Source organism: Pleomorphovibrio marinus, from assembly GCF_003347495.1.
In the GTDB taxonomy this organism is placed as follows: domain Bacteria; phylum Bacteroidota; class Bacteroidia; order Cytophagales; family Cyclobacteriaceae; genus Pleomorphovibrio; species Pleomorphovibrio marinus.
In genome coordinates this window covers 87,902-111,914 of sequence record NZ_QCXY01000005.1, presented here as the reverse complement: position 1 = coordinate 111,914, position 24,013 = coordinate 87,902, and the positions used below count along the sequence as shown (strand labels likewise).

20 protein-coding genes and 1 riboswitch are annotated in these 24,013 nt (G+C 43.7%); of the genes, 15 read left to right on the top strand and 5 right to left on the bottom strand.

Annotated elements, in window-relative coordinates; translation table 11 throughout:
• The first annotated feature begins 179 nt into the window (after positions 1-179).
• A riboswitch (SAM riboswitch) is annotated at positions 180-289 on the top strand.
• Positions 290-477: 188 nt separating this feature from the next.
• From DB520_RS14230 to DB520_RS14220, 3 genes are read left to right on the top strand one after another with little or no spacing between them, the layout of a single operon-like run.
• Positions 478-1,782, top strand: a complete 1,305-nt coding sequence (locus DB520_RS14230; protein ID WP_114750394.1) for an O-acetylhomoserine aminocarboxypropyltransferase/cysteine synthase family protein — start codon at positions 478-480, stop codon at positions 1,780-1,782.
• 9 nt (positions 1,783-1,791) lie between these two features.
• Positions 1,792-2,853 carry a homoserine O-acetyltransferase family protein gene (locus DB520_RS14225; RefSeq protein ID WP_114750393.1) on the top strand — a complete coding sequence of 354 codons (1,062 nt, stop codon included), beginning with the start codon at positions 1,792-1,794 and terminating at the stop codon, positions 2,851-2,853.
• Positions 2,853-3,242 carry a VOC family protein gene (locus DB520_RS14220; RefSeq protein ID WP_114750587.1) on the top strand — a complete coding sequence of 130 codons (390 nt, stop codon included), beginning with the start codon at positions 2,853-2,855 and terminating at the stop codon, positions 3,240-3,242. The genes DB520_RS14225 and DB520_RS14220 overlap by 1 nt, the downstream gene beginning before the upstream one ends.
• A 63-nt stretch (positions 3,243-3,305) precedes the next feature.
• Here the strand turns inward: DB520_RS14220 and DB520_RS14215 are convergent, their stop codons facing one another.
• The gene (locus DB520_RS14215) at positions 3,306-4,025 is read right to left on the bottom strand and encodes an SDR family oxidoreductase (protein WP_114750392.1); all 720 of its coding nucleotides are present in this window, start codon (positions 4,023-4,025) and stop codon (positions 3,306-3,308) included.
• A gap of 82 nt (positions 4,026-4,107) precedes the next feature.
• Positions 4,108-4,386, bottom strand: a complete 279-nt coding sequence (locus tag DB520_RS14210) for a YtxH domain-containing protein (protein WP_114750586.1) — start codon at positions 4,384-4,386, stop codon at positions 4,108-4,110.
• A 235-nt stretch (positions 4,387-4,621) separates the two neighbouring features.
• Here DB520_RS14210 and DB520_RS14205 point away from each other — a divergent pair, with 235 nt between their 5' ends.
• From DB520_RS14205 to DB520_RS14190, 4 genes are all read left to right on the top strand, one after another.
• A complete protein-coding gene (locus tag DB520_RS14205; protein ID WP_114750391.1) occupies positions 4,622-8,347 on the top strand; it encodes an AraC family transcriptional regulator in 3,726 nt (1,241 codons plus the stop codon).
• Between the two features lie 184 nt (positions 8,348-8,531).
• Positions 8,532-10,715, top strand: coding sequence for an APC family permease (locus DB520_RS14200; RefSeq protein WP_317047764.1), 2,184 nt, complete (start codon positions 8,532-8,534; stop codon positions 10,713-10,715).
• A gap of 168 nt (positions 10,716-10,883) precedes the next feature.
• Complete coding sequence (locus DB520_RS14195; protein WP_114750585.1) at positions 10,884-13,268, top strand: PSD1 and planctomycete cytochrome C domain-containing protein; 2,385 nt, start codon at positions 10,884-10,886, stop codon at positions 13,266-13,268.
• Between the two features lie 3 nt (positions 13,269-13,271).
• Complete coding sequence (locus DB520_RS14190) at positions 13,272-14,726, top strand: DUF1501 domain-containing protein (protein ID WP_114750389.1); 1,455 nt, start codon at positions 13,272-13,274, stop codon at positions 14,724-14,726.
• 167 nt (positions 14,727-14,893) lie between these two features.
• On the opposite strand, the gene DB520_RS14185 is transcribed toward DB520_RS14190, so the two are convergent.
• Complete coding sequence (locus tag DB520_RS14185; RefSeq protein ID WP_114750388.1) at positions 14,894-15,265, bottom strand: BlaI/MecI/CopY family transcriptional regulator; 372 nt, start codon at positions 15,263-15,265, stop codon at positions 14,894-14,896.
• A 231-nt stretch (positions 15,266-15,496) separates the two neighbouring features.
• The gene (locus tag DB520_RS14180) at positions 15,497-16,246 is read right to left on the bottom strand and encodes an acyl-CoA desaturase (protein WP_114750387.1); all 750 of its coding nucleotides are present in this window, start codon (positions 16,244-16,246) and stop codon (positions 15,497-15,499) included.
• 166 nt (positions 16,247-16,412) lie between these two features.
• Between DB520_RS14180 and DB520_RS14175 the strand changes: the two genes are divergently transcribed.
• A complete protein-coding gene (locus DB520_RS14175; RefSeq protein WP_114750386.1) occupies positions 16,413-16,781 on the top strand; it encodes a phage holin family protein in 369 nt (122 codons plus the stop codon).
• A 4-nt stretch (positions 16,782-16,785) separates the two neighbouring features.
• Here the strand turns inward: DB520_RS14175 and DB520_RS14170 are convergent, their stop codons facing one another.
• Positions 16,786-17,232 carry an AlbA family DNA-binding domain-containing protein gene (locus tag DB520_RS14170; RefSeq protein ID WP_114750385.1) on the bottom strand — a complete coding sequence of 149 codons (447 nt, stop codon included), beginning with the start codon at positions 17,230-17,232 and terminating at the stop codon, positions 16,786-16,788.
• A gap of 117 nt (positions 17,233-17,349) precedes the next feature.
• On the opposite strand from DB520_RS14170, the gene DB520_RS14165 reads away from it, so the two are divergent.
• The 7 genes from DB520_RS14165 to DB520_RS14135 all read left to right on the top strand — a co-directional run bounded on the left by DB520_RS14165 (position 17,350) and on the right by DB520_RS14135 (position 23,668).
• Complete coding sequence (locus tag DB520_RS14165; protein ID WP_114750384.1) at positions 17,350-17,919, top strand: hypothetical protein; 570 nt, start codon at positions 17,350-17,352, stop codon at positions 17,917-17,919.
• 73 nt (positions 17,920-17,992) lie between these two features.
• Positions 17,993-18,895, top strand: a complete 903-nt coding sequence (locus tag DB520_RS14160; RefSeq protein ID WP_114750383.1) for a histone deacetylase family protein — start codon at positions 17,993-17,995, stop codon at positions 18,893-18,895.
• 20 nt (positions 18,896-18,915) lie between these two features.
• Positions 18,916-19,131, top strand: a complete 216-nt coding sequence (locus DB520_RS14155; protein ID WP_114750382.1) for a hypothetical protein — start codon at positions 18,916-18,918, stop codon at positions 19,129-19,131.
• Between the two features lie 102 nt (positions 19,132-19,233).
• Complete coding sequence (locus DB520_RS14150; RefSeq protein WP_232834984.1) at positions 19,234-19,893, top strand: OmpH family outer membrane protein; 660 nt, start codon at positions 19,234-19,236, stop codon at positions 19,891-19,893.
• A 112-nt stretch (positions 19,894-20,005) separates the two neighbouring features.
• Complete coding sequence (locus DB520_RS14145) at positions 20,006-20,977, top strand: deoxyhypusine synthase family protein (RefSeq protein WP_114750381.1); 972 nt, start codon at positions 20,006-20,008, stop codon at positions 20,975-20,977.
• 10 nt (positions 20,978-20,987) lie between these two features.
• The gene (locus tag DB520_RS14140; RefSeq protein WP_157972085.1) at positions 20,988-22,559 is read left to right on the top strand and encodes an OmpA family protein; all 1,572 of its coding nucleotides are present in this window, start codon (positions 20,988-20,990) and stop codon (positions 22,557-22,559) included.
• Entirely contained in the window at positions 22,556-23,668 is a 1,113-nt protein-coding gene (locus tag DB520_RS14135) for a glycoside hydrolase family 130 protein (RefSeq protein ID WP_232834983.1), read from the top strand. The genes DB520_RS14140 and DB520_RS14135 overlap by 4 nt, the downstream gene beginning before the upstream one ends.
• The last annotated feature ends 345 nt before the right edge of the window (positions 23,669-24,013 follow it).

Genomic DNA, 24,013 nt, shown 5'->3' with positions numbered 1-24,013 from the left:
TCGGTTAATTACTTGTTGCATGAAAAGCAAAACTAGGCAGAATATTTGGTTTTCAAGAACTTACCAACGGTGCTTTTCTATCTCGGCAAGTAATGGCCAAAAATAAAAGTAATAATAGTTGTATTAGTTACCCAATACCATTTATTTTGTGACATCCTTTACTTTTTATTAAGTAGTAGGATTTATAAAGAAGAGGTGAGAGACAGGCTCAGTGACCCTCTGGCAACCTGGAAAATCCAAGGTGCCAATTCCTGCCGATCCTTTACTACAGAGATCGGAAATATAAATTCGAAAAAATGAAAAAAGACCTTTCTTTAAATCAAGCAACTTTAGTTAACATCCATTTCCTTTATTTAGGGCAGCTACTTGTTTGGGTCTTTTCGTGTTGCTATACCCATCTTTTTTCCTTTAATTTATTCTTTCGCCCTATTCAATCCGGGGCATTAAACTAGTAAACCTAAAATTAATACATTCAAGATGTCACAAAACTATCGTTTCGAAACATTACAGGTACATGGAGGGCAAGAGCCCGATCCTACAACCAATTCAAGGGCGGTTCCTATTTACCAAACTACCTCCTACGTGTTTAATTCCGCAGAACACGGTGCCAACCTTTTTGCTTTAAAGGAATTTGGCAATATCTATACGCGGATTATGAATCCTACCACGGATGTGTTTGAAAAGCGCATGGCAGCCTTGGAAGGTGGAGTGGCTGCGGTGGCCACTGCTTCTGGGCAATCTGCTCAATTTCTGGCCTTAAACAATTTCTTGACAGTTGGCGATAACTTCGTGACTTCCCCATTTCTGTATGGAGGTACCTACAATCAATTTAAGGTGTCCTTTAAGCGGATTGGAATTGAGGCAAAGTTTGCAAAGACTGATAAGGTAGATGACATTAAGGCCCAAATCGACGAAAAAACCAAGGCCATCTATCTGGAAACCATAGGGAATCCAGAATTTAACGTGCCTGACTTTGAGGCTGTTGCTGCACTGGCCAAAAAACATGATATCCCGCTTATAGTGGACAATACCTTTGGCGCAGGGGGGTATTTATGCCAGCCCATCAAACATGGTGCGCATGTGGTGACCTCCTCGGCTACCAAGTGGATAGGAGGGCATGGTAACTCCATAGGGGGAATTATAGTGGATGGTGGAAATTACAATTGGGGAAATGGCAAATTCCCTCAATTCTCAGAACCTTCAGAAGGATATCATGGACTGAATTTTTGGGAAACTTTCGGGTACAACAACCCACTCGGCTTGCCTAATATTGCCTTTGCCATTAGGGCTAGGGTAGAAGGCTTAAGGGATTTTGGCCCAGCACTTAGCCCTTTCAATGCTTTTCTATTGCTTCAGGGATTGGAAACCTTGTCCTTAAGGGTACAGAGAACGGTGGACAATGCTTTGGAACTTGCCAAGTGGCTAAAGGGTCATCCCAAAGTGAAAAAGGTGAACTACCCTGGATTGGAAGACAGCCCCTACTTTGGCAATGCCCAGAAATACCTTCCCAACGGGGCTGGGGGAGTACTGAGTTTTGAAATCAAAGGGGAAAAGGAAACGGCATCTGCCCTTATCAATAACCTGGAACTTATCTCTCACTTGGCGAATGTTGGGGATGCCAAATCCCTTATCATTCAACCCTCTGCCACCACCCACCAGCAACTTAGCGATGAGGCACAGTTAGCTGCTGGGGTCACACCTACTATGCTCAGGATTTCTTTGGGCATAGAACACATTGAGGATATCAAAGCTGACCTTTCGGCTGCTTTTGACAAGTTGTAACAAAAGAATATGAACCTCCAGTTTCCGTATTTAACCAGTGAAATGACCCAAGAGATTTTCAAGAGTAATGAAACTTTATCCTTGGAGTCCGGGGAATCCTTGCCCGGGTTTCAATTGAGCTACACCACAATCGGTCAACTCAACGAGGCAAAAGACAACGTAGTTTGGGTTTTGCATGCTTTGACCGGAGATGCTAACCCCCATGAATGGTGGTCAGGGCTTATTGGGGAGGATAAATTTTTTGACCCAAATCGCCATTTTATCGTTTGCGCGAATATGTTGGGTTCCTGTTATGGTTCTACACAGCCCCTTGACGAAAATCCCAGGACAGGAGAACCGTATTACTACGATTTTCCCACTCTTACTACCCGGGATTTGGCTAATACATTGGAACTATTGAGGCAAAATTTGGGTATTTCACAAATTAATACGGTGATTGGAGGTTCTTTAGGTGGTCAGGTGGCCTTAGAGTGGGCTTTTACCTTGGGAGATAAACTAAAAAACGCCATAATAGTGGCGTCGAATGCAAAGGCATCTCCCTGGATAATAGCCTTCAACGAGGCTCAGCGAATGGCTATTGAGGCAGATCAAACCTGGGGAGAAAAGCATCCCAACGCAGGTAAAAGGGGATTGGAGACCGCAAGAGCCATAGGAATGATCAGCTATAGGCACCCCAAGACCTTTATACTTAGGCAAGGGGAAACCGAGGAAAAAACGGATAATTTTAAGATTAGCAGTTACCTGCGTTACCAGGGGCTGAAATTGGCAAATAGGTTTAATGCTTTTTCCTATTATAAACTCTCAAAGGCCATGGACAGTCACGATGTAGGTAGAAGTAGGGGAGGTACAGAGGTTGCCCTACAGCATATTAAGGCTCGGGTATTGGCTATTGGAGTGGATTCAGATGTGTTGTTTACCGCTGATGAATCCCAGTTTATAGCCCATCATGTTCCAAAGGGTACCTACAGGGAAATCAATTCCATTTATGGCCATGATGCATTTTTGATTGAATACGAGCAATTGAATTATATCCTCAAAGGTTTTTACCTGGAAAGTAACTTTGCGTCATGATTGGCTTTTCGCAGATCAAAGAAACATGTCTCTACATCTCCGATTTGGATTTGGCAGAGAAGTTTTACCACGGCATTTTGAAGCTTCCCATTATTGCAAAAGCCGAGGATCGGCATATTTTTTTCCGGGCAGGAAGTTCTGTCTTGCTGTGTTTCCTCCCTGAGACTACAAAGGAGGAAGGAACTCTGCCTCCTCATTTTGCCAGCGGAAAACAGCATATTGCCTTTGAGGTGGATGCTGAGGAATATGTACATAAGAAAAAAGAACTTACCAGTATGGGAATATCCATAACCCATATTCAGGAGTGGAGAAAAGGTCTTGAAAGTTTCTATTTTGAGGACCCCTTTGGGCATGTGTTGGAGGTAGTGCCCCATGGGATTTGGGAATGAGGGAATACCTTAGAGGAAAGTTAAAAAAATAGCCCCCCTTTATAGGTTTGGGGGCTTTTCCGTTTATTTTTTTGGTGGTTTTGAAGGCCTGACTTCGATTTTGCTGGGCAGGGTACGGGGATCTAAATTGAAAAGGCTCACTACCATTTCACCGATGTCCTCAATCTGGATTTTCCAGGCATCTTTTTCGCTTACCTCCCGATCATTGAAACCTGTGGCCACTGACCCTGGCATAATGGTACTTACCCTAACCCCGCTTTGGCGCAGGTCGAGCATGATCGCTTGGGTAAAGCCGGTAAGCCCAAATTTGCTGGCATTATAAGCCGATCCACCTGCAAAAAAGTTGGTTCCCGCCAAACTGGAAATGGTAAGAAAAAAACCGTTGGTGCCTTTCAGGGCATCCACACTTGCCTTGATCCCAAAAAACACCCCTGTTAGGTTAGTGTCTATGGTCTCATGCCACTGTTCTTCGGTAAGTTCTTCTATGGATGCAAAATGGCCTACTCCTGCATTGGCAACGAAGAAGTCAAGCTTGCCCCAATTATCTAAAACCGCCTTTACGGCTTTTTGTTGATCGCTCATTTCCCTAACGTCCGCCTGCAAAGGAAGTACCTCACCGGAAACCCCATTCATGGAGTTGATTTTATTTGCGGCTTCTTCTGCCCTTTTTAGGGACCTGCTGGTGATGGCTACATTTACACCTTCCTGGGCCAGTGCTTGGGCGATCCCAAAGCCGATTCCAGTATTTCCCCCGGTGATTAATGCTGTCTTGTTTTTTAACATTGTATTTAATAATTAAATGAAAGGATAATAATCAAAAAAGGCCAATGAAGATTCATTGGCCTAATTACTTAACTGAATAAGTTTACTTTGCCTTTTCCTTTGCTTGCGACAACCATTCGTTACTCTTACTCCTAGTTTCCTCAGCAACTGCCGTAATCTCCTTGTTCAGCTTGTCAAACTTGTCCGAAAAACCTTTGATGAGATGATCCAACTGGCCATTTACATCCTTAAGATATTCCTCCCCTTTTTGAGACAATTTTTTTCGTGTATCTTTTCCTTTCTCAGGTGCGATCAATAAACCGATTTGGATACCTACCGCCACTCCTGCTAAAGCACCGAAAATAACTTTTGCTGATTTCATAAGCTTTATTGGTTTTATGTTTAAACTAAATAAAAAACCGCAGGGGTTATTCACTCCCACAGACATGATATCTTTAACAAGTTTTGTACCAATTCGTAAATGAGAGGGAAAAAATAAAAAGGATATACGGGGATATCAAAATTCAATGTATATTGAAAAGTTAATATTAAGGTAAAAGACAATAAACCCTACGCCATTATTTTTGTCTTACCAAAAATCCTTTTACCACCTAGCCATGAAAAAACAGCTTATTTTCTGGTTTGCTGGGCTAATTTCCCTATCCCTTCATGCGCAGCAACTAAAATTCAAGACTTATACTGTGGAGGATGGTCTTTCGAATAATTCCATAAATAAAATTATCTCTGCGGATGACGGTGGGCTCTGGATTGCCACTTGGGACGGCCTGAATTATTTTGATGGGTTTCAGTTCCAGGTATATAAACATAATACCAAGGACAGCAGCAGTCTGGCAGGGAATTTCATACAGGATATCGTAATTGACGGAGACGGGGAATTATGGGTCCAATCTCAACCTACAGTCCTGAGTAGATTCACCCAAAGGCATGATTTCATTCACTATGGTTTCAGTAAAGAAATAAGCATTTCTCTGGATAAACAAGGGCATGTATCCGTATTGGTGGATGATACCCTTTCCTTTAAATGGGCGGGAGAGGAGTTTGTTAACTGTACCACTTGCTCTGCTCCTTTACTTCTGGAAAAAAGCCGAATGGAAAGCATATTCACGGATTTTTTTCCGGATGTAGAAATCAAGGATAGCTTCAGGGACAGAGAAGGTAACATTTGGTTTGCCACATTAAAAAGGGGGCTTTTCATATTGCCCAAGGAGTCCTCCCTTAGGGACGGATCGGGTATCATTAATGTCACTTTGGATGTTTCCGACCCCTATGGACTAAGAAGCAATGAACTTTATTCCATACATGAAGATGTTTTTGGCAATATTTGGTTGGGCACCAAAGACGGAGGGCTAAGCATGGTATTCAGACAGTCCCGAGAACTACAAACCATTGCCCCGTACCTTTCAAGTCATCCCGAGCTACCTTCCGAAACCATCCGGGCTATCCATGAAGATAGGAATGGTGCTTTATGGCTGGGTTATTATAATGCAGGGGTCTATATCCTGGATAAGGACAAGGATCGGTTTGAAGCTCTACCTTTAGCAGCCCCACAACCTTACCATGACTGGAAAAGAATTCGCAGTATTTTCAGGGACAGTAATAAAGATATGTGGGTAGGTACCTATGCGGGATTGATGCGCATAAGGAATGACGGACAGACGGACTACTTTTTACCGGAAAATGAGCCTTTTTTAGACAATGGCAGGCACTATGCCATTTTGGAAGATCCACTTCAAAAATGTTTATGGGTATCTTCATGGGGTAGCTTGGCAAAGTTTAGTTTCGAAAACCAATCCTTTGTTTCATTTGAAGGGATTGAGCGCTTAAAGGGGTATAATTTAAGGGGCATGGCATTGAGGGAAGATGCCTTGTGGATAGCCACAGAAAACCAAGGAGTTCTGCGCTTACAAGATGGGAAACTTTTCCACTTAGATTATGAAAAAGGATTATTGGACAATAGCGTGTACGCTATTTACCATGACACTCCAACCGATAACCTCTGGATAGCCACTTTGGGAGGAATAAGTATTTATCGCCCAGAGGAGGGTTTCATTCACCAAATCACAGAAAAGGAAGGTCTGCTTAGCCAGTTGGTGTATGGAATTTTGGGAAGCGAAAGGCAGATTTGGGTAAGCACAACTAAGGGTGTGGCTGCCATAGACAGGTGGGATTTTCAGGTAACGCCGTACCCCGCGGAGGAAGGATGGCAATCCGGGGAGTTTTCGGAAGGGGCCGTTTTCAAGAACGAGAGGGGTCAGCTCTTTTTTGCGGGGGTAAAGGGGCTAAATTATTTCAATCCTGACCAGTTGCCAAGTGTCTTTGATTTGCCTAGGATTTCCCTAGCAAAATTGGGTGAAGAAGGATTACTAAAAGGAACAAAGACAAGTTCAGAACTGAGAGTGGCTGTACATGCGGTCCAATTTACCAAAAACCCACTTAATAAGGTGGTTTATAAATTAGATCCCTACGATGAAGAATGGAGGGTATGGAGACCGGGAACTACTCTTCATTATCCTACTCTGGCACCAGGAGATTATACTCTGAAGGTTAAAAACACCCTTGATCAACAGGAAAGTAACGTGGCCATGCTTTATCATCAAGTGCCACTACCCATTTACAAATCACCACTTTTTCTTTTGTTGGTCAGCGGAAGCCTTGTCCTAGGCTTTTTTTATTGGCGCATACAACATAGCAAGGTGCAGAGGAAAAAGCTGGAGATGCTTATCGAGGAACGAACCCGGACCGTGGAGGAACAAAAAAAGGCTTTGGTAGCTCAAAATCTATCCCTGGATAAAAAAAACAAGGAAATACAACATCAAAAAGCCAAGTTGCTTACCCTTCATCAGCAGCAAAAAAACCCTGATTTTGAATTGGAAAAATTTAAACGCTTCGTCATGGACCAGTTCCAACCACCCTTACAGAACCTGAAAGGGTTTTTAGAAAAAGGGGAGTTTCATAAGGAGGAGGAACTGCAACAAGCCAAGCGTCTTTTGGAAAGGTTGACAAAGGAGTTAAGGGATTGGGAGCGACTCTCCTTATTGGATCACTTGGAGGATACAAAACCCACCATGACCATTTTATCCCAGCTAATGGAAAACCTTACCTGTGAGATGGGGGATCAATTAAAAAAGAAAAAGATACATCTATTTTATGATTACCAGCTATCCGATGAGTGGGTTTCTCTCGATGTGCTCCGGTTTAAATTTTTCTTCCATTGCTTTTTAAGGGAACTTATCAAGTTTGTGGAAAGCGAGGCTGAGCTAACCATAGAAGGAAGCTCCCAATCCGAAGAAATCTACCTGCGGATACAGTCCAATAGCGAGGTGCTTTCCAGTAACCTTTCGCAGGTAATAGCTGCTAGTCCCCAGATTAAAAGTGCTCAAAAACTACTTGAAGCCTTAAAAGGCTCCTATTCCTATAAGGTAGGCCAGACTGTGGACGTCAAAATCCGTATTCCATTTGAAGCAGCAGGATCTAGGCGTTACGCTACCAACATCAGCCCCTGGCAGCAATTAGAATGGGAGGAAAAAGTGGAAATGGAGAAATCCAAACTCATCGTCTTGGGGCACTCTTTTGAGGCCCATGGGTTGACGGATTTGTTGAATATGAAGGAGTGTCAGCTTTTTATAGAGCAGGATCCCCTACTTATACAGGGTGTGTTATCTCAGGGATATGTGGATGCACTCTTGATTTATAACCTAAAAATAAGCCAAGAATTAATGGATTTGATGAATGCGGTGGTAAGGGAAAATGCACATGGCGTGAAAATCCCAGTAGTTTACATATATGAATGGATGGAATATGGGTTTCAGGAGAAACTTATGGATTTAGGGATAGATACCTTTATTCAGTTGCCTTGTGAAACTTCCATGATTGTGAAAAAAGTAAGAGGGCTTCTGCAGCTGCGGAAATCAGCCCTAGAAGAAAGGAGGATTCATGAGCTTTTGGTTGAAGAAAGCAATATAGTTCAGGAAATGACCCTGAATGAAAAACTGATAAAATCCGCCATGCACATCATAAAAAGGGAATACCATAATTCCACATTTAGGGTGGATAGCCTAAGTCATGAACTGGGAATTTCTAAGATAAAGTGTTACCGATTGTTTAAAGAGGCACTAGACACATCTCCCTCCGACATGATCCTAAAACTAAGGCTGCAAAAGGCCGAAAAGCTACTCCTTAAAAAGAAAAAGAATGTGTCTGAAGTAGGGTTTGAATGTGGCTTTAACGACCCTAAATATTTCAGTAAGATTTTTAAAAAACACTATGGGGCTTCTCCGAAGGGCTTTTCTTTGGAATATGCAGAGAAAAGCGAACAGGGGTAGAGAATAATACTTACCTAGCTAAGCCTAACTTATCTATTCCGAGTTGTTTAAGAATATACTTCTAAGTGTTTTTACTGTCAAAGACAGATTAAAAAAACAGATCTTCGTGGGGTTTCTGATGGTATTGCTTAATTTTAATGATTAATCTAGACGCTATTAGGAAAAGAAATTCACATTTAGCTTAATTACTATCGGAAATACTGAACAACAAAAGCTCGGAACTTTTGGAGGGGTTTTTGTCCCATCCTTGCTTACCATATTAGGGGTAATTATGTACCTGCGATTTGGATGGGTCGTTGGCAACGTAGGGCTCTTAGGCACCTTGGCGATTGTGACGCTTTCCACCTCGATCACGTTTCTTACTTCCCTGTCCATAGCCGCCATTGCTACGAACACTCCAGTAAAAGGAGGCGGAGCCTACTTCTTGATTAGCCGATCCCTTGGCTTAGAAGCTGGTGGGGCGATTGGAATACCCCTCTTTTTGGCACAGGCATTTTCTGTATCCCTTTACATAATTGGGTTTTCCGAGAGCTTGGTGGGGTTGTTTCCATTGGTAGACCCCAGATGGGTGGGTGTGGCCACCACAATAGTCCTTGGAACATTGGCTATGGTTTCAACCAAGGCTACCATAAAAGCTCAATATGTTATCCTTGTCCTAATAGGTTTATCCTTGGTTTCTTTATTGCTCGGTAGTCCGGTGGAAAACTCCACCATAGAGCTATGGGGGGTTCCTCAGAGGGACGCAGTGCCCTTTTGGCAGGTGTTTGCTGTTTTCTTTCCTGCAGTCACCGGCATAATGGCTGGTGTGAATCTTTCCGGGGACCTTAAGAATCCTGCAGTTTCCATTCCGAAAGGGACTTTTTATGCTGTTGGTACGGGGTACGTTATCTATATGCTCCTGCCCCTCATTTTAGCCAGCAGGGCAGATGCGGGCACCTTAGTAGAGGATGCATTGATCATGGAGAAGATTGCCATTTGGGGTGGGGCCATATTCTTGGGAATCTGGGGAGCTACTCTATCCAGTGCAGCAGGCAGCTTATTGGGTGCGCCTAGGGTATTACAGGCCTTGGCAGAGGATAGAGTATTGCCAAATTACGCCCAATTTTTCAGGAGGTCTTCCGGAAAAGAGAAGATTCCTAGAAATGCAACACTATTCACGGTGATTTTGACCATGGTGACAGTTTATCTTGGAAACTTAAATGCCATTGCTCCACTGCTCACCATGTTCTTTCTCACCACCTATGCGGTACTTAACATCACCGCCGGTATTGAGACCTTCCTGCAAAGCCCCTCATTCAGGCCTAAATTTAAGGTTCATTGGCTGTTCAGTCTTCTAGGGGCTCTAGGGTGTGCAGCTGTGATGCTATTGATAAATCCATTGGCTACCTTTGCCGCTTTTGTTTTTATAGGAATTGTTTTTCTATGGCTCAAACGCCGAAAATTAAAAGACACCTGGGGTGGAATAGGAAGGGGATTGCTTTTGTCGTTGGTTAGGTTTAGCTTGCTGAGACTGGAAAAAAAGGGCCATGCGAAGAACTGGAGACCCAATATCCTCGTGCTTTCCGGCTCACCAAGTAAACGCTGGCAATTGATAGAATTAGCCAATTGCCTAACCCAGGACAACTCCCTATTCACCGTGAGTACGGTTTTGCCAGAGCATAATGTCCCTCAGGAAAAGGTACTCGATTATGAAAACCAGATGATGGATTTTCTATACGGGAAATCTATACAAGCCCTGGTAAGAGTAATTAGGGCACCTGATCCCTTCACAGGCGGAAAACACCTCGTAAATGCCTATGGATTGGGTCCACTGGTTCCAAATACTATTCTTTTGGGGGATACCCAGGAAAGTGCCAATTTACCCGCATATGCAGATATGGTGAGCCATTTTCACAAATCCAAACGCAATGTACTTATCCTGCAAAATGAGAATAAGGCAGGGTTTAAGAAAAAAGAAAAAGTGGATATCTGGTGGGGAGGATTAAAGGGCAATGGAAGCTTAATGATCATTTTGGCTTACCTCATGAAGAATAGCCTGGAGTGGGGAATGGCCTCCTTTCAGGTTAAAATGGTGGTGCCAAATGAGGAAGCCGAAAAGGAAGTGAGAAGAAATTTTTCCCGTCTTTTCTCAAATATGAGGACAGGCCTGGACTTTAAAATAATCGTAGATGATTACAGTGATTTTTGGCAAATCCTTCACAGGGAATCCCAGGACAGCGATTTGGTAATGCTGGGAATGGCACCCCCAGAGGATTCCTTAGAATTTGCCAAGTATTTCGAAGGGTTGAAAGCCCATACCTCCAAAGAAGCTGCAAAAGTCTTCGTATTGGCTGCCCAAGATATTGATTTTGAGGACTTGTTGCAATAGTGACCCACCGCTCAGAAATGTGCTTCACAGATTAGGAGAGTATGTCAAAACAAATTCACCAAGATATTTCTCCGGATTTATCCGCCTTATTCCACCTGTCCCATATCATGCTGAACAATATGTAATTATTTGTTAAATTTAGGATTGATGAGGAAAAGATTGGATATAATGAAAAAGTTTTCTTTATGGTTGCTGTGCTTCGCAGCGCTCTTGATAGCTTGCAATCAAGGGGGTAAAAAGAAAACGGAGTTCCTACCTGAGACGGTAAGTTACAATCTTCATATTAGACCTATTCTATCCGAAAACTGCTTTGCCTGCCATGGCCCAGATGCCAACAAAAGGGAGGCAGGCCTTAGGCTTGATCTGGAGGAAGAGGCTTTTAAGCCTTTGAAGGAAAGCAAAGGGGAATATGCTTTGGTGAAGGGTAAACCCAAACAATCCCAAGCTCTGGGGAGGATAAAAAGTGAGGATCCAAATGAAATAATGCCACCTCCTTCTTCTCATTTGCAGCTTACCGATCATGAGATTGGGTTGATTGAAAAATGGATCAGACAAGGGGCGGAATATGAGCCGCATTGGGCTTTTGTACCTCCTGAGAAGACTGCCCTGCCCAAAATCAAAAACACTGAATGGCCCGCTACACCTCTAGACCATTTTGTGCTGGCAAAACAGGAAGTAGAGGGGCTAAGCCCAAATAAACCTGCGGATAAAAATGCACTGCTCCGAAGATTGAGCTTTGATATCACTGGCCTTCCACCCAGTTTGGGGCATATTGACCGGTTTTTGGAAGATGATGCGGAGGATGCTTATGAGCGGGTGCTTGATGAGTTGCTGGACAGCCCCGCCTATGGCGAAAAAATGGCTGTTAACTGGATGGACCTTGCCAGGTATGCAGATTCGCACGGTTATCAAGACGATTATTACCGTACCCAATGGCCTTGGAGGGACTGGGTAATTCATGCATTTAACAAAAACCTGCCTTATGACCAGTTTGTGACTTGGCAGTTGGCAGGAGATTTACTTCCCGACACCGATAAGGAAAAACTATTGGCGACTGGTTTTAACCGCAACCATAAAATCACTGAGGAGTCCGGAGCCATCGATGAGGAATACCGCGTAAGCTATGTGGTGGATAGAACCAATGTACTTGGCAAGGCTTTTCTGGGAGTTACCCTGGAATGCGCACAATGTCATGACCATAAGTACGACCCCATTTCTCAGGAAGAATATTTTCAAATCTATGCTTTTTTTAACAATGTGGCAGAGCATGGCATTGAAGAGTCCACGCCAGGCTTTTCCCGAAAATCCCCAGCAAAATATCCTTTGATGGAAATTACGGATGAGGATATAGGGGGTATCTTGTCCTTCGTCAACAGGCCTGACTCCCTAAGCATGGCTGCTGCATTGATAGGAGATGTGGGTTCTGGGGCGAATTACGATGCATTGATGTCTGAAATAGGTCATTTGCGCGTTTCCGTGATGGGGGATGCCGACTCGCTGAGAACCACCTACCTATTGGAAAGAGGCGATTATGAAACCTACGGAAAGGAAGTAACCTTGGGTACCCCAAAAAGCATTATGGAATTTGGCTCCAACCTGCCCAAAAACAGGTTGGGGCTTGCAAAGTGGCTTTTTGATCCCAAAAACCCGCTTACGGCCAGGGTAATTGTAAACCGGATTTGGATGGATATTTTTGGTGAGGGCATAGTGGATACACCCGGGGATTTTGGCATGCAGGGGGCATTGCCCTCCCATCCTGAACTATTGGACTGGCTAGCGGTGGACTTTATGGAGAACGGCTGGGACATCAAATATTTGCTCAAGCAAATCTTTATGTCGGCCACGTATAGGCAATCTTCCATTGTAAACGAAAAGTCCCAAGCAAAAGACCCGGATAATATCTACCTATCCAGGTTTCCCAGAAATAGGTTGTCTGCAGAACAGATCAGAGACCTTGTCCTTAGCAGCAGTGGGCTGTTGGAACCACAAATTGGCGGGCCAAGTGTGAAACCCTACCAGCCAGAGGGGCTGTGGGAAGCAGCTACCTCAGGCAGGGGTAACCTATCCAACTACAAGCAGGATACAGGCCAATCCCTTTACCGCAGGGGGCTTTATAATTTTATAAAGAGAACAGTTCCTCCCCCTTCTATGATCCTTTTCGATGCAAGCAACAGAGACCAGTGTGAGGTAGAAAGGGAAAGTACCAATACCCCACTACAAGCCCTATACATGATGAATGCCCCGGAAGTCTTGGAGGCGTCTAGGGTTTTGTCGGGTAGACTTTTGAAGGAATTGGCAGATGAAAAGGAACAGGTAAGTACGGCGTTCAGGCTTATTGTGGGCAGGAAAATGGATGAAGTGGAATGGAGACATTTAGAGAATTACTACCGGGAACAGAAGAGTTATCACACACAGCATTTGCCACAAGCCAGCCAGTTGTTGGAGGTGGGCGAATACCCTAAAGAAAAGGGGCTGGAAGTTCCGCAATGGGCCGCATTGATGCAGGTAATTCAAGCCATATACAATCTGGAAGAAACGATCATGAAATCATAGACCATGGATAAGGAATACGTCAATCAGGGACTTCAAATCAACAGGAGGCACTTTCTAAGTAAGTTGAGCCTTGGCTTGGGCAGTGCTGCCTTGGGTTCACTGTTGATTCCTGGTTTGTTTACTGGGGATAAAGAGGGCATGGGAAAGGTTTTGGCCAATACCCCGCATTTTGCACCTAAAGCAAAGAGGGTAATTTACCTGTTTCAAAATGGTGCACCTTCCCAACTGGAGTCTTTTGATTTCAAACCCAAATTAAGGGAAATGTGGGGAAAGGAACTTCCAGAGTCCATAAGGAAAGGACAGCGGCTCACTGGAATGACGTCCAGTCAGACTTCCTTCCCCCTGGTGGGATCCATCTATGATTTCGACCAATATGGAAAGGCAAGAGCATGGGTAAGTGAGTTGTTTCCCCATACCGCCCGAATAGTAGACGATATCTGCATTATCAAGTCTATGCATACAGAAGCCATCAATCATGATCCAGCCCTTACTTTTTTCCAAACAGGCGCCCAGCAAGGTAACCGCCCCAGTATGGGGTCATGGTTGAGTTATGGCTTAGGAAGTGAAAACAGCAATCTTCCTGCATTTACTGTTTTGTTGTCCAAGGGAAAGGGAAATGGGCAAGGGGTTTATTCTAAACTTTGGAGTAATGGGTTTTTAGATTCCGTACATCAGGGGGTTCAGTTCAGTAATGGGGAAGACCCGGTTCTGTATTTAGGTAACCCAGAGGGTATGCCGGGGCATCAAAGAAGAAAAATGCTAGACGTATTGGCTGAGTTAAACCATCATGCTTATGAGAAAACAGGAGACAGGGAGATTCATGCCAAGGTAGCTCAATATGAAATGGCCTACCGTATGCAAACTGCCGTACCAGAGGCCACGGATCTGAGCAAGGAGCCTGAGATGATTTTTGATATGTACGGCCCTGATAGCCGAAAACCTGGGACTTTTGCCGCGAATTGTCTTTTGGCCCGGAAATTATCTGAAAATGGTGTGCGCTTTGTGCAGTTGTACCATCAGGGTTGGGACCAACATGGAAATCTCCCTACCGAAATGAAGCAGCAGGCAAAAGATGTGGACCAAGCCTCTGCTGCTTTGGTTAAGGACTTAAAGCAACGTGGGCTTTTGGATGAGACGCTGGTGATTTGGGGAGGGGAATTTGGAAGGACTAATTATTCGCAAGGGAAGTTGACCAAGGAAAATTACGGAAGAGACCATCATCCCAGGTGCTTTAGTATTTGGATGGCAGGGGGAGGGGTGAAACCTGGATTGGTGTATGGGGAAACCGATGAGTTTGGTTACAACATAAACAAAAACCCTGTGCATGTACACGATTTTCAAGCTACCGTACTGCATCAGTTGGGTATTGACCACGAAAAATTGATTTACAAACACCTTGGCAGGAAATTTAGGCTAACTGATGTTGCCGGAGAGGTAGTAAGGGATATTTTGGTTTAGCAATTAAGAAGCTGCCCCTTTTTGCTGTTAGAGATTGAAGATTCTGATCCTTTTAAGTTGAGAAATAGAAGCCCTATCCGGGGATAGCACTCTGACTTTTCAGGAAACTTGTCATGGAGCCAGAATAAAACAATGGAAAAAATTTTCAGTGAGACAGCTTCTTTTTGTTAACTTGCTTCCACTACATTTTCCTTAACTTCTTCAATTAGCTTTTCCATGTCCTTGAGATCTAGTTTTTCATCCTTGGCGAAGAAAGATGCCAACTGGGCGAATGATCCGTCAAAATATCCACTTAACAGGTTCTTTATCGTAAAGCTTCTGTATTCATCTTTGGTGATGGAAGGGTAGTATTCATGGGACTTGCCATAAGCCGTGTGCTTTACGAACCCTTTTTTTTCCAGAATGCGTATGATGGTCGAAACCGTGTTGTAGGCGGGCTTTGGGGAAGGCATTTTGGATAATACATCCTTTACAAAGCCTTTTTCAATATCCCAAAGGATTTGCATTACATGTTCCTCTGCTTTGGTTAACTCTCTCATGTTGTTAGTGATTAGACGTTGAATATAGGGGTTGTTTTTATCTATTAACAATAAATTGGCTTAATTAGTTAATTTTTTCACCATGTTTTTTGACCAAGTATAATTGATCTGTTTTTATGGTTCAAATTTAAACCTATATTTATAAAAATACCAAAAACTTTTAAAAATTAAGTTAAAAAATTAACTAGGTGATAAAGCAAAAAAAAAACCGCCTTTGGGGCGGTTTTAAAATTAAGTTGTTTTCATTTTTATGACCCCGGTGGAGTGGAGGAGTTTAACGATGGGATAGGTAGGGTCAAATTCAAACCACTTCACGGCAAAATTGGCTCTTTTAGGCAACCTGTGGTGGTTGTTTTGAAAGAGTTCCCCCAGCATCAGGAAATCCAGGAAGAGGGAGTTTTTTGACTTGTCGTTGTTATCAAAATTGGCGTATCCATATTTGTGGCCGCTCCAATTTACAATAGCACCATGTACAGGCCCCATCATAAAATGAATGGGAAGCAGGAAATACATCCACCAATGTGTACCAGGCAATTCAAAGACACTTATGCTTAAAATGTAGATGAGCACGTACAATACGCCCCATCCGACCCTTACAACCATTGAATCGGCAAAAAGGTCGAATTTGTTCCAATCGGGAACGTCTTTTGAGAACCGCTCCTCAGGTTTGATCCTGAAGCTAAAATGATCATTGTAGATTTTCTTGGTTTTCCACATCATAGTGAAAAGGTTTTCAGTATGATGGGGGCTGTGCGGATCTTTGGGTGTGTCACTGTAAGCATGGTGCATACGGTGTAGGATGGCGTAAGCCCTAGGGGATAGATATGAACTTCCCTGACAAATCCATGTGAAAAAGTAAAAGAACCTTTCCCAGAACTTGTTCATCAGGAACATCTGATGGGCCGCATATCTGTGAAGGAAGAAACTTTGACAGAATAAGGAGAAATACCAATGCAGAAGAAATAAAACGATTAGAATCACTTAATTATAATTTTTGATACTGCCTGTAAAGTTAAGGCCAATTCCTTATAATTCTGGAAAAACCCTCTGATATTTTTAATAGGTATGATAAAACTCATGAAAATGTGGATAAAATTCCCTTTTTATGGTTAAATTGCCCCTAAAACCAATTTTTATATACGTTAATATGAGTAAACCTAAAGACATTCTATCTATCCTGTTACAATTGGTGGTAGCAGCGTTGGCCATTTTGTTTACCGCTTATATTTTACCTGGGATTTCAGTGGATGATTTTATCACCGGCGTCATAATTGCTGCCTTGTTATCCCTTTTGAATATCACCATAAAACCTTTGTTGATATTCCTAACCATACCCATAACCCTTCTCACGTTGGGTTTGTTTTTGTTGGTGATCAACGCCATTATAGTGTTGATTGCCGCTGAAATTGTTGGGGGGTTTTCAGTAGACAATTTTTGGTGGGCCTTGCTTTTCAGTTTAATCCTCTCTCTTGTCAATTCCATTTTGGGGATATCCCTAGGAGAAGGGAGATGGTAGGTGTTTAGGAATAATCTTCCACTTGTTTAAGCAGGCTTTTGTCCTTTATTCTACGAAAAAAGAGTAGCTTGCCTTTCTTGTCATCCAGGAGGTGAGGGCCTTCCTTGCTCTTTGGGACATGGACCAGAAGAAGTTGCTTCTCCTGTGGCAGTTTTTGGTCTTCCCAATAATCGATTTCAAAGGTCTCAAAACCTACCTTTACAAGAGGCCTACAATGGTTGAGAATGGCCTGTTCTACCATGAACCTTTCCTCTTCCACATCAATGCCGATTAGTTCCCCCTTGTCCGAAGCACCTATTACCAGGGTGCCCCCCTCTGTATTGGCAAAAGCCAATATGTTTCTGGCGATTTTTGCAGGGTTGGTTAGGCTCTGTTTGAAGTCAAGGTGTAATCCTTCTTTTTTTGATAAAAGTTCCTTGATAAATTCATTGTTCCTTTTATGAGGCTCCATTTATTAAAAACAACAAAAGTTTGTAAATAATTAGACGCAAATTATGAAATATGTAAAGTATGCATTAATATGAATCAAAATTCAATACTAATGTTTAATATCCAACTTTAACCTGCCATGCAAACAGATAACCCGGGATTTTCCCCTCAATCCATTGAGCAGTTGAAAAGAGAACTGGAGGCTTCTGGAAAACCCTTTAAGATTGCGTCTTCCGAAGACAATTCCGACGAATACTTCAACTTCTACTTTATAGGAAAATTTGAAGGAAAGGAGGTCATTTACGACGCTGCTTTATATACCCTTCGACTACATCACTCCAGTGAATTATACGAAATTGCTGAACACGAAGCTGCAAAAAAATTCCCTAATTATCACGGTATTTCCTATGAGGAAGACGAAAATGGGAATCTTAAGCCATTGAACAATGATGAAGAGGAAGTTGGCTTGTTCATTACCGAGCTAATTTTGGAAATGGAAGATGACGAAACGGTGAAGGTCCAGGAGTTTGTGGACTTGGACACCAACCACGACTACGGTATAGGCCTAGATGCAGCATTGAATGTAGAAACCATATCCGAAAAGGTGATTTCCAAATTTATTGAAGAGTTTAACAACGACACGCTTACCCTTGATGATACTTACTACACCTTTCAGTCTGAAGATGAAGATGAATTGGAAGAGCGGTGAACTCGCTTATTTTTAACTTTTTTGGGAGTAGTTCAGTTAATTAACAGCATCTATTCAATAAATTACCTTTTCTATGTTAAAAGTAGCATGGTCTGAAAATTACGCCCACCCACTTCCGGAGGGGCACCGATTCCCCATGGCCAAATACGAGCTTTTGCCCGAACAGTTACTTTATGAAGGTACACTCGTGCCTGACAATTTCTTTGAACCTGGCATGTTGGCCCAGCGTTGGATATTACATGCCCACGATTCTGTCTACTTGGGAAAACTACAGAGTTTGAGCCTGAATAAATCCGAGATTCGAAAGACGGGGTTTCCCTTGAGTAAGAAGTTGGTGGAAAGGGAAATTCAAATCGCACAAGGGTCGGTTTCTGCGGCTGAATATGCTCTACAACATGGTGTGGCAATGAATATAGCAGGTGGGACACACCATGCCTATGCAGATAGGGGAGAGGGTTTTTGCCTGCTAAACGACATAGCCATTACTGCACATGTACTATTGGACAGGCATGGACTTAACCAAATACTGGTTGTGGACCTGGATGTTCACCAGGGCAATGGAACGGCCGTAATTTTCAAAGACGAACCCAGGGTATATACCTTCAGTATGCATGGTGAATCCAACTACCCCTTAAAGAAGGAAAAATCAGACTTGGACATAGGGCTTCCTGATGGCACAGGCGATGGTGCCTATTTAAAGTTGTTGGGTGAAAACTTGAATGAATTGATGGATAAACTGGAGCCTGAATTTTTGATTTTCCAAAGTGGAGTGGATGTCTTAAAGACAGATAAGTTGGGAAGGTTAGGTTTAACCCTGCAAGGCTGTAAAGAAAGGGACAAAATGGTGTTGAAAGCCGCTAAGGACAACTCCGTGCCCATCATGTGTTGTATGGGTGGTGGATATTCCGAGCGGTTAAGCGATATTCTAGAAGCCCACGCCAATACTTACCGTTTGGCACAAGAGATGTACTTTTAATTGTATAAAACCATAACATTATGCGCAAGACAAAAAGAAATTGGTTGCTGTATTCCATATCGGGGTTGGTGTTGATAGGGTTTGGTCTCAGTGTGTTTGGGGAAGCCCTTATTCTGAAATATGAAGAAGCTGATTTTCTGGCTTGGTTTGGCTTAGGCACACTTTCTCTAATAATTATTAATGCGGGGATATCCCTGTTTGGGCAAGGGGTTGTATGTAGGGTAAAAATGGAGTAAGGAAGTAGCTTTAAAATTTTTTAACAGTTTACCTGCTTCGAAAAGTTTGTGGAAAGGCAAGTTTTCCTAACTTTGCCCCGAAACATTAAAATTTACCAAAAAGTGAAGAAATTAATTAGGATAATGTGTGTCGGGGTAATGGGCGCAATCATGTTTGGGGCTTGTGACTCCAATACTTCCCCTACTGGCACAACCGACAATCCAGCAGCAGAGGTGAATATCACAGACCTTAAAATCGCCTACATCCACACTGACAGTGTAATCAACAAGTTTGATTATTATAAGGAGAAATCGGAAGAAATCGAAGAGAAGGGTAAAAGGTTTGAAAGTGAGCTTTCCAATCGTGCGAGAGGGTTTGAACAGGAAGTTTCCAGCTTCCAACAGACTGCTGGCAACATGACCATGAACCAACAAAGGGCCAAGCAAGAGGAATTGGTGGCAAAGGAACGTAACCTTGTCAGCTATAGGGATAACCTGATGCAGGAACTTTCCGCCGATGAAAACAAACTTTACAATGATGTCTATGACATGATCCAAGAATACCTTCAGGACTATGCCAAGGAAAAGGATCTGGAAATGATACTTTCCTACACCAGAGGTGGTGGAGTATGGTATGCAGACAACTCATTGGACGTGACAGAATCTGTGGTAAGGGGTATCAACGACAACTACAAAAAGAAAAGCGGAAAGGCTGATCCAGAAGCTGCCTCCAAGAAGGAAGAGACAGCAGGACCAGAAAGCGATTCTGAAAACGAAGAGTAAAATTGCCCATGTAAAAAAGCAAAGAGGGAACCCGGTTTAGCCGGGTTTTTTTGTTTGGCACAGCCCTTGTAAATTTGAATCTTGAACAGTTAAAAAATTAACCCAACATCACATGGAAATCACCAAGTTTTTAAAACATCACTATAGGCACTTTAATGCGGCTGCATTGGTGGATGCCGCCGAAGGATATAAAGCCCATCTGGATCACAATGGAAAAATGATGGTCACCCTGGCAGGAGCCATGTCCACCGCTGAGCTAGGCTTGTCCCTTGCTGAGATGATCCGCCAAGATAAGGTACATATAATTTCTTGTACGGGTGCCAACTTGGAGGAGGACGTTTTTAACTTAGTGGCCCATGATTTTTATGAAAGGTTACCCGGGTACCGGGACCTTTCTCCACAGCAGGAACAAGATCTACTGGAAAGACATATGAACCGCGTGACCGACACCTGTATCCCTGAAATGGAAGCCATGCGCCGTATAGAGGACGTGATTTTGGAGGAGTGGGTAAAAGCCGACAGCGCGGGAGATAGTTTTTTCCCCCATGAGTTTTTCTACAAAATTTTACTTTCAGGAAAATTGGATGCGTCTTTTCAAATAGACCCCAAGGACAGTTGGCTTTTGGAGGCTGCCAAGAAAAACCTTCCGATCATCGTGCCTGGCTGGGAAGACTCCACCTTGGGCAACATGTATGCGGGCCATTGTATTTCCGGGGATGTGAAAAATGTACACACGGTAAAAAGTGGGATCCAATACATGATGTTTTTGGCCGACTGGTATACCCAAAATGCACTGGATGACAGCACCGTGGGCTTTTTCCAAATTGGTGGTGGAATAGCCGGCGATTTTCCCATTTGTGTAGTGCCTATGCTGCATCAGGACTTGCAGAGGGACAATGTCCCGTTATGGGGGTATTTCTGTCAAATCTCCGACAGCACCACCTCTTATGGTTCTTACTCCGGGGCGGTGCCCAATGAGAAGATTACCTGGGGTAAGCTGGGCTTGGATACACCCAAATATATCATTGAGTCAGATGCCACTATTGTAGCCCCATTGATCTTTGCCATTGTTTTGGGTCAATAAGGAAATACTTATGCAAATTCCAAGCGTTCAAATAATAGCCTTTCTAATGCTTATCATCTCGGGTAGCTTATTTGGCCAAACTGCTTTGGAGGAAGTGAATTCCCCCTATGACGAGTCCCATCCGAGGGTTGGCCCAGATGATGCCCTATATTTTACGAGGGCCTTCCACCCGAAAAATTTGGGTAAAGAGAAAGATCCCGGGGATATTTGGCTGGCTGCTCCCCACGCGGATGGGGACAAATGGGCTAAGCCACTACAAGTCCCTTCACTCAGTACAGAAGGACTGGACATGCTCCTGGGTTTTGATACATCTGGAACTGCTTTTGTGTACCACGATGATGGCAAACGCATTCAGGGGATTTTCACCTATCGGAAAACTGGGGAATCCTGGCAAAGAATACAACAACTTGATATCCCTGGATTTGAAAACCATGGTAATACCTTTAGTGGTTTTCTGCATCCAGAGGGGGACTTGATGCTGCTTTCCATGGAATCCTTCGGTGCACTGGGCAACGAAGACCTTTATGTGACAGAAAAAGGGGAAAACGGAAAATGGTCCAGGCCACTTAATCTGGGGGCTGCTATCAATTCTCCCTACCAGGAATTAACCCCCTTCATGACGCAGGATAAGCAATCCCTGTTTTTTTCATCCAATGGCCATGGAAGGGTATCGGGTACAGGGGTGTTCTTCGCAAAGCGGATAGATGATAAAAACCTTACCTCTTGGTCCACCCCACAACCTGTACCCGGCCTTCCTGAGGAAGGGAAAATCCTGCATTATGGGCTGCATCCCAAAGGGGATAACGCCTTTTTTTCAAGAACCATCAGTAGTGAGGGATATGGCAATATTTATCTCAGTCCTTATGAATCTCAAATACCTCCCGAGAAGGAAGAATTGCCTTTAGCAGAGGAGGAACCTGGCCATGAGCAAATAAAGGAAGAACCAGAGCCCTACACCCCAGAACCAATGGTAAGTGCAGCAGAAGAATCTTCAAGCATAGAATCCCCCAGCCCAAGCCCTACTGCTGTTGATTATTTGGCAAGTTTAAAGAGCCATTTTCCGGAGGCTGAGGTAAGCATTATGGATAAATACGGAGAGCGCATTGAGAACCTGGAAAACTATTGGGGGCCTCTGGAAGACTTACGTGCATACGTGTTGGTGAAAGGATATATGCCCTATGCCATTGACTGGGAAGAAAGGCCCGAATCTCCAACACTTGTTCCTGCAATGGCTGGAAATAGGCTGATTTTGGACCAGGTGAACTTTCAACGCGGTACAGCGGAATTTGCCGATAAAATCACAGGGGAATTTTTGGAACTGATTGCCTATTTCCTGTCTCAAAACCCACAGTCCCTGATTCAAGTGGAGGGCCATACGGACAGCTTTGGCAGCGTACAACTAAATAAAGAACTTTCCCTAAAAAGAGCGGCCAAGGTAAGGGATGAATTGGTGCTAAAGGGAGTGCCTTTCGAAAAAATCCGGGTAACCGGACATGGAGGTACCCGACCCATCACCTCCAATCAGACAGAGGAAGGAAGGGAAAAAAACCGTAGAGTGGAACTATTGATTCTCGAACAATGAAGGTCTATTTCAATCAGCGAGGGGCTTTGACCCTACTCACAGTCATCTCCATGGTGTTCTCCTTTTGTCAATCCCCTAAGGAAGAGGAGCAGGACGTCCATGAGGACTGGGCACTAGCACCCTTCGTCAAGGTAGATAGCCTTAACCCTATATTGACCCCAGGTGACCTTACTTTTATTTGTCCCATCTTGGAAGAAGAGGTCCATTGGGAGATCAAGGACGTCTTCAATCCCGCCGCAGTGGTTAGGGAAGGAAAGGTACACCTTTTGTACCGGGCCGAAGACTCCATTGGTTCTAACCTTGGCACTTCCAGAATTGGATTGGCGATAAGTGAGGATGGATTGAATTTTGAGAAAGAGCCTTCTCCTGTTTTCTATCCCGAGAATGACAGCCTTAAGGTGCTAGAGTGGGATGGAGGGGTGGAGGATCCCAGAGTGGTGGCCACTCCGGATGGCTCTTATGTAATGACCTACACTTCCTACGATGGGGAAGTAGCACGCCTAATGCTTGCCAGCTCCAAAGACCTCCGGAATTGGGACAAACATGGCAGGGTGTTAAGAGGTGACTTTTCCGATACTTGGAGTAAAGCTGGAGCCATTCTGGCCAAGCAGGAAGGTGACCAGGTGGTTGCCGAAAAGGTAAATGGGAGGTACTGGATGTATTTTGGGGATACGGATATTTTTATGGCCTATTCGGAAGACCTGATCCACTGGGAGCCCTTGCTGGATGACAACGGGGAACTCAAATCTGTGCTGAAGCCTAGGAGGGGCTATTTTGACAGCAGGTTGGTAGAGCCGGGACCCTTTGCCCTACTGCGGGAAGAGGGGGTGCTTTTGCTGTATAATGGAATGAACCTGGAGGACGAGGGCAGGGATGAAACTTTGGCTCCTGGAGCGTATTCTGCGGGGCAGGCACTTTTTGACAAAAATGAGCCCTACGAATTGATAGATAGAATGGAAAATTACTTTTTAACCCCTGAAAAGGACTATGAAATAGAAGGTCAGATCAATTTGGTGTGTTTTATCGAGGGTATGGTTTCTTTTCAGGGCAAATGGTTCCTTTACTATGGCACGGCGGATTCGAAAATTGCCGTGGCGGTGCATGAATAAAATAGAGGTGGGTGCCTAATCCAAATTAAGGCAAAACCGCTTGACAGATTTCTCAAGATTGCATGGGTCATTGCAAATGGCATTTTAAAGTTTACTTTTCTCAAGTTTGCCTCTTAATAAAGGGGTGTAGTGGATACAACACCTAGGCTCAGTAAATCATTTAGCAGGTTTCTCCCAGATTGTATGGTTATTTGGCCATTGCAAATGGCCTTTTAGAGAATTCGTTCCCCAAGTTTACTTCTGAAAGTAGGGTGTAGTGGATACTACACCCAGTGCCGGAAACTATACCCAGTGCCGAAAATCAAATTATCCTTGGGATTGTGGGGCTTTTGCATTTAATTGCTG